General features: G+C 44.6%; 9 protein-coding genes. 7 read left to right on the top strand and 2 right to left on the bottom strand.

What is annotated here, in order from left to right; all coding sequences use genetic code 11:
* Both BLS28_RS30385 and BLS28_RS30380 read right to left on the bottom strand, forming a co-directional pair.
* A partial coding sequence (locus BLS28_RS30385) for a transposase (protein WP_176844617.1) occupies window positions 1-293 on the bottom strand: 293 nt, incomplete at its 3' end.
* 97 nt (window positions 294-390) lie between these two features.
* A complete protein-coding gene (locus BLS28_RS30380) occupies window positions 391-741 on the bottom strand; it encodes a hypothetical protein (RefSeq protein WP_091176622.1) in 351 nt (116 codons plus the stop codon).
* Between the two features lie 291 nt (window positions 742-1,032).
* Between BLS28_RS30380 and BLS28_RS30375 the strand changes: the two genes are divergently transcribed.
* The 7 genes from BLS28_RS30375 to BLS28_RS31665 form a co-directional block, all read left to right on the top strand.
* The gene (locus BLS28_RS30375; RefSeq protein WP_143020927.1) at window positions 1,033-1,356 is read left to right on the top strand and encodes a hypothetical protein; all 324 of its coding nucleotides are present in this window, start codon (window positions 1,033-1,035) and stop codon (window positions 1,354-1,356) included.
* A 73-nt stretch (window positions 1,357-1,429) separates the two neighbouring features.
* Window positions 1,430-3,751: a TonB-dependent receptor gene (locus BLS28_RS30370; protein ID WP_091176617.1), complete on the top strand. Its 2,322-nt coding sequence runs from the start codon at window positions 1,430-1,432 to the stop codon at window positions 3,749-3,751.
* A gap of 472 nt (window positions 3,752-4,223) precedes the next feature.
* Window positions 4,224-4,640 (top strand): tRNA (adenosine(37)-N6)-threonylcarbamoyltransferase complex ATPase subunit type 1 TsaE, encoded by a 417-nt coding sequence (gene tsaE / locus BLS28_RS30365; RefSeq protein WP_090532637.1) that lies wholly within the window; start codon window positions 4,224-4,226, stop codon window positions 4,638-4,640.
* Window positions 4,641-4,693: 53 nt separating this feature from the next.
* Complete coding sequence (locus BLS28_RS30360; RefSeq protein WP_091176613.1) at window positions 4,694-5,920, top strand: alanine dehydrogenase; 1,227 nt, start codon at window positions 4,694-4,696, stop codon at window positions 5,918-5,920.
* Between the two features lie 9 nt (window positions 5,921-5,929).
* The gene (locus BLS28_RS30355) at window positions 5,930-6,613 is read left to right on the top strand and encodes a M15 family metallopeptidase (protein WP_091176609.1); all 684 of its coding nucleotides are present in this window, start codon (window positions 5,930-5,932) and stop codon (window positions 6,611-6,613) included.
* Window positions 6,614-6,722: 109 nt separating this feature from the next.
* Window positions 6,723-7,721 carry a YihY/virulence factor BrkB family protein gene (locus tag BLS28_RS30350; protein WP_091176607.1) on the top strand — a complete coding sequence of 333 codons (999 nt, stop codon included), beginning with the start codon at window positions 6,723-6,725 and terminating at the stop codon, window positions 7,719-7,721.
* A gap of 139 nt (window positions 7,722-7,860) precedes the next feature.
* Window positions 7,861-8,093 (top strand): DUF4372 domain-containing protein (locus tag BLS28_RS31665; RefSeq protein WP_143020926.1); only part of this gene is annotated, 233 nt, incomplete at its 3' end.

Below are 8,093 nucleotides of genomic sequence, written 5' to 3'. Positions count from 1 at the left end.
AGATCCCTGCTTAACTGACGTGCAGATAACCCCTTTTTCGCATTCAGCATTAATGAAATAGCCAAAAACCATTGCGGCAAAGGAAGTTTGGTGCCCTCGAAAACAGTGCCGACCAAAACGCTATAGCTGCGGTTACAGCTATTGCAAATATGCCGTTGGCTTTCCTGGCGCTTGCTGCTCCGTTTGCTGTTGCAATACGGGCATTCTGGCAATCCTTGCCATCTTAATCCTTCAAGATAGTCTATGCAACTGGACTGATCTGGAAAACGCTTAATCGTCTCTATGATATTCATTATCATAAATATACAAATTATTCCTGCCTTTTCATGGGCTATTACTCTCTCAAGAGGGGAATTATAAAGCCCTGTTATCAACCCAATAAACCACTCACTATTCTGCCCCATCCATCTCCTCAAAGTAATTTACAATGAGCGATTTCATCATCATTTCCTGTTCAAGCAGGGTATAGTTCGGGATTACTTTTACGCGTTTCCAGTGTGGCCAGCCATCCTGGTCAAGGCCTTCAAGCTCGTAAAAACCCATCATGCTCATTAAGCGGCAGGTTGCGATATGCATCAGCTCTTCCTTTTGGCGCTTGCTGAACTTACGCGGCCCCTGGCCCAGCTCCTGTACCCCGATCAAAAAAAGCATCACCTTTATATCGGGCTTTTCGTTATCAAAATCGTCAGCTATCCGCTGCTGCAGCACATCCCATTTTTTATTAATCTCAGCAGGTGTCATATTTGGCAAAGATAGATTAGTTCATGGTTCATAGTTGATGGTTCATAGTAAAAATCTGGCAAATGGCTTTTTCCTAACAAACGCCAAAGCCATGACCTATCATTTTATGTTAGTTCATGGTTCATAGATGATAGTTCATAGTAAAATGTGCAATGTGGCCTTTTTCTATCAAACACTAAACCATGAACCATCATCTATGAACTATAAACACCACATTATTGTTACAATGTTGCATTAATATTCTCGTTTTAATACTTATTTTTGCCGTATTCCGTTAAAGGGATGTTGACTGTGAAAAAAAACCGCTTACATATTGTATTTGCGTGGCTGCTGCTTGTTTGCTTTGCGGCCGGGCAATATATGGTTTATTCGCACCAGCACGCGTTGATCAAGGGAATTACCAAACACAGCCATATGGCTGTTGGTCAGCAAACTGTTAAAGAAAAATGTTTGCTGTGCGATGCCATGCACCATACCGATGCTGTGGCCGTTAGCAACAGTTCATTTTTTATCCCTCTTGTAACTTCTGATCATTTTTTTAAACCCGGCGATTACAATTTTGTAAGCCTTGCGCTTATCCTTGCCGCCGGCCGCGCCCCTCCGGTTATTGCTTAAGGTTACCTTACTCTTTCCTCAAAACATAGCCGTTGTTAATAACGGTATTTATTGATTTTCTTAATCTTTTATCATGAAATTAAAGCTTATAAGCTTCATTATATTGCTGTTGGTGCAGGCTTCCGCATTTGCAGATGTTATTATTGTTAAAGGCCGAGTGGTCGACGCGCAATCAAAACAAACCTTACCGGGTGCTGTGATTACTATCCCCGAATTAAAAATATCTGCCATCACCGATCCTAATGGCGAGTTTTCCTTTAAATCATTACCCAACAGGGGCAGGTTCCTGTTCTCGATAGAATATGTGGGTTATAAATCCCTTACCAAAATAGTTGATCTTTCGGCCGGCACTCCGCTGGTTTTTGAATTGCAGTCGAGTATTATCGAAACCCACGAAGTGGTTATTACCGGCACAGCTATCAGCGCTAATAATAAACAAAACAGCACGTCAGTATCAGCTGTGGGGCGCGATGGCTTGTTAAGACAGTCAACCAACCTCATCGACGCACTTGCACACCAGGTGCCGGGCATGTCACAGATCACTACCGGCCCCTCTATTTCCAAACCGGTTATCCGCGGCTTAAGCTATAATCGTGTAGTTACTTTGAGCGACGGGGTTAAACAACAAGGGCAGCAATGGGGCGATGAACACGGTATTGAGATTGATCAATACAGCTCGGACAGAGTAGAGGTGCTTCGCGGGGCAGCTTCACTGCTATACGGATCAGACGCGCTGGGCGGTGTTATAAACCTGCTTGAACCACTTACCCCGCCCGACGGGCAGATCAAAGGTGAGTTTTTAACCAACTACTCCACCAACAACGGCCTAACCGGAACTTCATTGATGCTTACCGGTAACGAAAACGGACTGGTATGGCGTGCCCGCGGCAGCTACAAAAACGCCTACTCCTTTAAAACGCCAGACTACTATTTCCCTAACTCCGGTTTTAATGAAACCGACCTGAGCGGCATGATCGGTCTTAATAAATCGTGGGGTTACTCGCATATCAACCTTAGCTATTTTAAAAACAATATCGGTTTTTACGATCCGGAGCCTGCTAATGGTCTCAACTTTTTGCATGACGATGGCACACCGTTTACGCAGGATGAATATAAAAGCCGCACGCTTGAATACCCTAAACAGGATATCCGTCATTATAAAATAAACTGGGATAACAACTTCATTACCGAAGGGGGCAACCTGAAAGTGAACCTCGGCTACCAGAAAAACCAACGCCGCGAGCTCGACGGACCGGATCCTTCCCTATTCTTTGATTTGAATACGTACTCGGGCGATGTAAAATATTATGTTACCGAAGCAAACGGATGGCAACCTGTTTTTGGCGCGAGTTCGGACATCGGCCATAGTTTAAACAAAGGCTCGGAGTTTTTGATCCCGGCTTATGATACTTATGGCGTGGGCGCTTTCGCATACATCAAAAAAACCTGGGATAAAAACACCTTTAATGCCGGTATCAGGTACGATTATCGTAAAAACAAGGGCAAAGGCCTGGTTGAGGATGGCGAAGCCAAATTTACCCCCTTTACCAACAAATTTTCGAACATAAGCGGAGCGTTGGGTTATACGCATGAGTTTAATGACAATTTGAATTTCAAGGCCAACGCCGGCTCGGCTTTCCGTGCGCCAAACCCGGCCGAACTTGGCTCCAACGGTGTACATGAAGGTACTTTCCGCTATGAAATAGGCAACCCTAACCTGGCGCCTGAAAGAAGTTACCAGGTTGACGCTACCATGCAATACGACGACAAAATTGTAAGTGCCAGTTTAGGGATCTATGAAAACTATATCCACAACTTTATTTATGCGTCGCACAAACAGGGGGATGTAGCACAGGCCGTAAACGGAGCCGGTAGCCCGAGCCAGTTTGATGTATACCGTTACAACCAGGTTAATGCTAACCTGTATGGCGTCGAAGGTAACTTTACCCTGCACCCGGTAAGCTTCATTCATTTTGAAAATACCTTTGGTTATACTTATGCCCGAAACAACACGCTCGACAGGCCGCTGGCGTTCATCCCTGCAGGTACGCTGAAAAATACGCTGCGTTTTGAGCCAACTATTAAAGGGGTGAAACAATCATACATTTCGGTAGGTATTGATAATTTCTTTAACCAGTACCGTTATGATTCCGCTTTTGAAACCGGCACCAAAGGCTACACGCTATTAAATGCCGGCCTGGGCACAACGGTTAACTTTGGCAAACAACCAGTTAAACTGTATGTATCGGGTAATAACCTGGCCAACATCAAGTACTACGACGCGCTTAGCCGTCTTAAGCCCGGTCGTATAAGTTCGGAAGATCCGGAATTTGGCATTTATAACATGGGGCGCAATATTACCTTCGGTATTTATTTGCCATTATCCATCAATTAATCATTAATGATATTTTATATAAAAAGTCCTGCTGCCCGGCGGGACTTTTTATTTTCCTGTAAGAGCGATAAGATGCAAGGGTTTTTTTAAAGCATTGACAGCTAATTTATAATTTAGGGATTTTGAGTATTTTTGGGCAAATAAAAAGATGTCGTGGGGAGTAATCACCGGGGGAGTTCCTGAAAAACCGTGATGGCGTATTAGATAGGCTTTAGCGATGATGTGCGGGGGCAGCGTTAGTGATACTAGCGGATACCGGCCTTGTGGCTAATGCTTGTGCAGTATGAGCGGATAGCACGGGCCGCAGGCAACGCCCACATTACTATCGATCAAAAAAATATATTTAATAATCAATAATTTACGATCACGTCATTATAAAAAACAATCACACGCAAGCACAGCTGCTCTCTGTAGTATGCGGTTGCCACGCTGCGCTCGCAAAATGACATGGTATAGAAAAAAATTATAACACGTGCAACTATCTGTAAATTCAACATCTCAATTACCGCAGGCTGCCGAAGCCATCCTGGCCAACTCGGCAGGGAATAAAATTTTTCTTTTTTATGGCGAAATGGGGGCGGGCAAAACAACGCTCATCAAAGCTTTATGCGAAGAACTTGGCGTAACAGAACAGGCAACCAGTCCGACGTTTTCAATCGTAAACGAATACACCGGCCGCGACAGCAGGATCTTTCATTTTGATTTCTATCGCCTTAAAAATCAAACAGAAGCATTGGATATGGGCTATGAGGAATATTTTTACAGCGATGCCTACTGCTTTATTGAGTGGCCCGAAAAAATTCCCGACCTGCTGCCGAACCGTTACACCAACATCCGGATCCGGGTTTTGGACAGCACCTCGCGCAGCATCAGCATGGAAAATATTTAGTTTTATCATACATCGTTTTTTCTTATCTTCAACAGCCTTAAAAAAAACACATCATGAGTTCAGGGATATATAGCGGGTTTTCGGATATTGCCAAGCAAGCAATGTTGCAGCCCCAGGAGTCGTTGCTGGAGGTAAAAAGCAAAAAGAACAAGCTATACATCGGCATTCCCAAGGAGGTTTCCTTCCAGGAAAACCGTGTGCCCTTGACCCCGCTGTCGGTAGCGCTGCTGGTTAATAACGGCCACGAAGTGATGCTGGAGAGTAATGCCGGGCAGGCCGCCAATTTTTCGGATAAGGATTACAGTGAACAGGGCGCGCAGATAGTATATGATACCAAAAAGGTTTACGAGGCCGATATCATTATTAAAATAGCCCCTCCTACCACTCATGAAATTGAGCTGATGAAGCCCGGGCAGCTTCTGATCTCTACCCTTCAAATCGCTACGCTCAAGGCCGAAAGCATTCAGGCGCTGATGGCCAAAAAGATCACCGCGCTAAGTTTTGAGCATTTGCGCGATGAGGGCAATACCCTTACGGTGGTGAGGGCTATGAGCGAAATTGTGGGCGCTACTTCCATACTTATAGCAGCCGAATATTTAAGCAACGTTTTTGAAGGCAAAGGCCTGATGCTGGGCGGTATAACCGGCGTTCCGCCAACCGAAATTGTGATTCTGGGTGCCGGAACCGTGGGCGAATACGCGGCACGCACCGCCATATCATTGGGTGCCGAGGTTAAGGTGTTCGATCCGTCGATATACAAGCTCCGGCGCCTGCAAAACAATATCGGCAACCGCGTTTTCACTTCGGTGGTACAGCCTATTGTATTGGAAAAAGCCATCACCACCTGCGATGTGGCTATAGGGGCGCTCCGTGCCGAAGATGGCCGCAGCCCCTGTATTATATCCGAGGAAACCGTTAGCCGCATGAAACGCGACTCGGTGATCATTGATGTAAGTATTGACCAGGGAGGTTGCTTTGAAACATCCGAAGTTACCAATCATACCCACCCCGTTTTTCGCAAATATGATGTAATTCATTATTGTGTGCCTAACATCGCATCGCGTGTGGCCCGTACCGCTACCTATGCGCTCACCAATATTTTTGCACCTATACTGCTTGATATTGGCGATATGGGCGGCATCAAAAACCTCATCTGGCAAAAATCGGGGGTGCGTAACGCGGTTTATATTTACCAGGGCCAGCTTACCAATAAACACATTGGCGAGCGTTTCTCGATCCCCTGCAAAGACCTCGATTTGCTGATCGTATCGCACAGGTAAACTGATAATATGAATCATCGATATTTGATATTGCTGATGTTTGTAGCGTGTACTTTGCGTGTTAATGCGCAGCACTATAAATATATCGACAGTGCAAAAATTTATGGTATTGCCCGCTATAAACTACAGGTTAAAGCAAACCCGGATAAACAGCTGGTTGAAATAAAGAAATATATCCCCGAAATTATCTTAGACCTGCGGTATGCTACAACTAACAATTTTATGCGCCGCCGTATGTACACAACGGCCAAAGCTTATGCAAGGCTTCCGGTTGTAAAAGCGCTTCAGCAGGTTGAAGCCGAATTAAAAATGCAGGGTCTTGGCCTTAAAATTTATGATGCCTATCGGCCATATTCGGTTACCGTTAATTTTTATGAAATGGCCCCCGATACCAATTTTGTAGCCGATCCGCGCAAAGGCTCAAAGCATAACCGTGGTTGCGCTATTGACCTTTCCCTTATCAACATTAAAACCGGAAAAGAACTGGATATGCCAACCGGCTTTGATAGCTTTAGCCGTAAGACCGGGGCAAACTATATGGATTTACCGCCGCAGCAAATTACAAACCGCGAATTATTAAAAACGATAATGGCCAAATACGGCTTCAGGGTGATCTCAACCGAATGGTGGCATTATGACTTTACGGGCTGGGAAAAATATGAGCTGCTGGATATTCCGGTACAGGCCCTATAAATATTTTAAGCCCGTCCAAAACTCACAACTTTTATTTAATTAGCCCTACAAAAGGCATCAATATTGCTTAACCATTCACGAATAAGCATTAATCTACAAAAACACAGGCATGAAGTTTTTAAGCAAAGCATACTTTAAACAACTATGGAAGGTGTTGCTGGCATCGTTCACGGGCTTTTCAAAAGATAATGGCTTAAAATTAAGCGCCTCGCTGGCTTACTACACCGTTTTTTCAATTGCCCCTTTATTGATTATAGTAATATCTGTAGCCGGCCTGGTTTTTGGACAGGATGCCGCAACCGAGCGGTTGTATCCCGAAATTGTTCGTTATGTTGGTAAAACACCTGCAGCACAAATTCAGGATGCGTTAAAACACCTTGCGCTATCCGGGAAATCGGGCATAGCAGTTGTTATTGGTGTGGTTACGCTTTTATTGGGCGCGAGCAGTATTTTTATCGAGATCCAGGATTCGCTTAATATGATCTGGAGGGTTAAAGCCAAGCCTAAAAGCGGCTGGATGCAATTGCTGAAAAACCGGTTTGTGTCCTTTTCGCTCATCATTAGCCTGGGCTTCCTGTTGCTGGCATCGCTTATTATCAACCTGGTCATAAGTGCCCTGAAGGATCAGATCCAGCATTTTTTTCCCGGTATCGATTCTTTTACGAAAGTATTTGTCCAGGCGTTAAACCTGGGCATCACCCTGGTGGTGATCACTACCTTGTTTGGCATCATATTCAAGTTTTTGCCCGATGTTAAAATCAAATGGCGGGATGTGCGCAGCGGCGCGGTATTTACAGCTATCCTGTTTATGATAGGGCAGTATCTGATCAGCCTTTATATCCAATATACAGCGCAAGGGTCGGCATACGGCGCGGCGGGTTCTATTATTGTGATATTGGTTTGGATCTATTATACATCGGCCATATTGTACATCGGTGCCGAGTTTACCCAGGTATTTGCGGAGGCCAGCGGTAGCCATATCGAGCCCGCAGATTATGCCGTTCATGTTCAGCAAACCGAGGTTGAACACCGCGTAAAAACCCTTCCACCTCAAAACCCGCAGCTTGAAGGGCATTTGAAAAAGAATGAGGGAGAGAAAAAGGGATAGTAAACATTACATATACCTGCCGTCATGCCGAATTTATTTCACTGTTGTCCGGTAAAGATTTTTTAGGGAAAAAGGAAGGGATAGCCGAAAGACTACCCCTTTGTGTTGATATTTGAGTTACCACACTTAAATACACAACATGAGCAAAAGTACTTTTTTTACCGGACAGCCGGTCCTGAATCAGTTATTAGGTTTAATAGATCGTAATAATGTTCGATCATTAGCAAGACGTGGGGATCACGATCTCTACTACCGTTACTTTGATACCTATACACATCTTGTAACGATGCTTTACTGCGTTTTTAACAGATGCACCAGCAGCAGAGAAGTAATCAGCGGCATGAAAGCAAGCCTGCATAAGCTTCATCATAT

It is taken from the genome of Mucilaginibacter gossypii (assembly GCF_900100945.1).
Lineage (GTDB): Bacteria > Bacteroidota > Bacteroidia > Sphingobacteriales > Sphingobacteriaceae > Mucilaginibacter > Mucilaginibacter gossypii.
The sequence above is the reverse complement of the archived record's forward strand: the minus strand, read 5'-3'. Positions and strand labels throughout refer to the sequence as shown.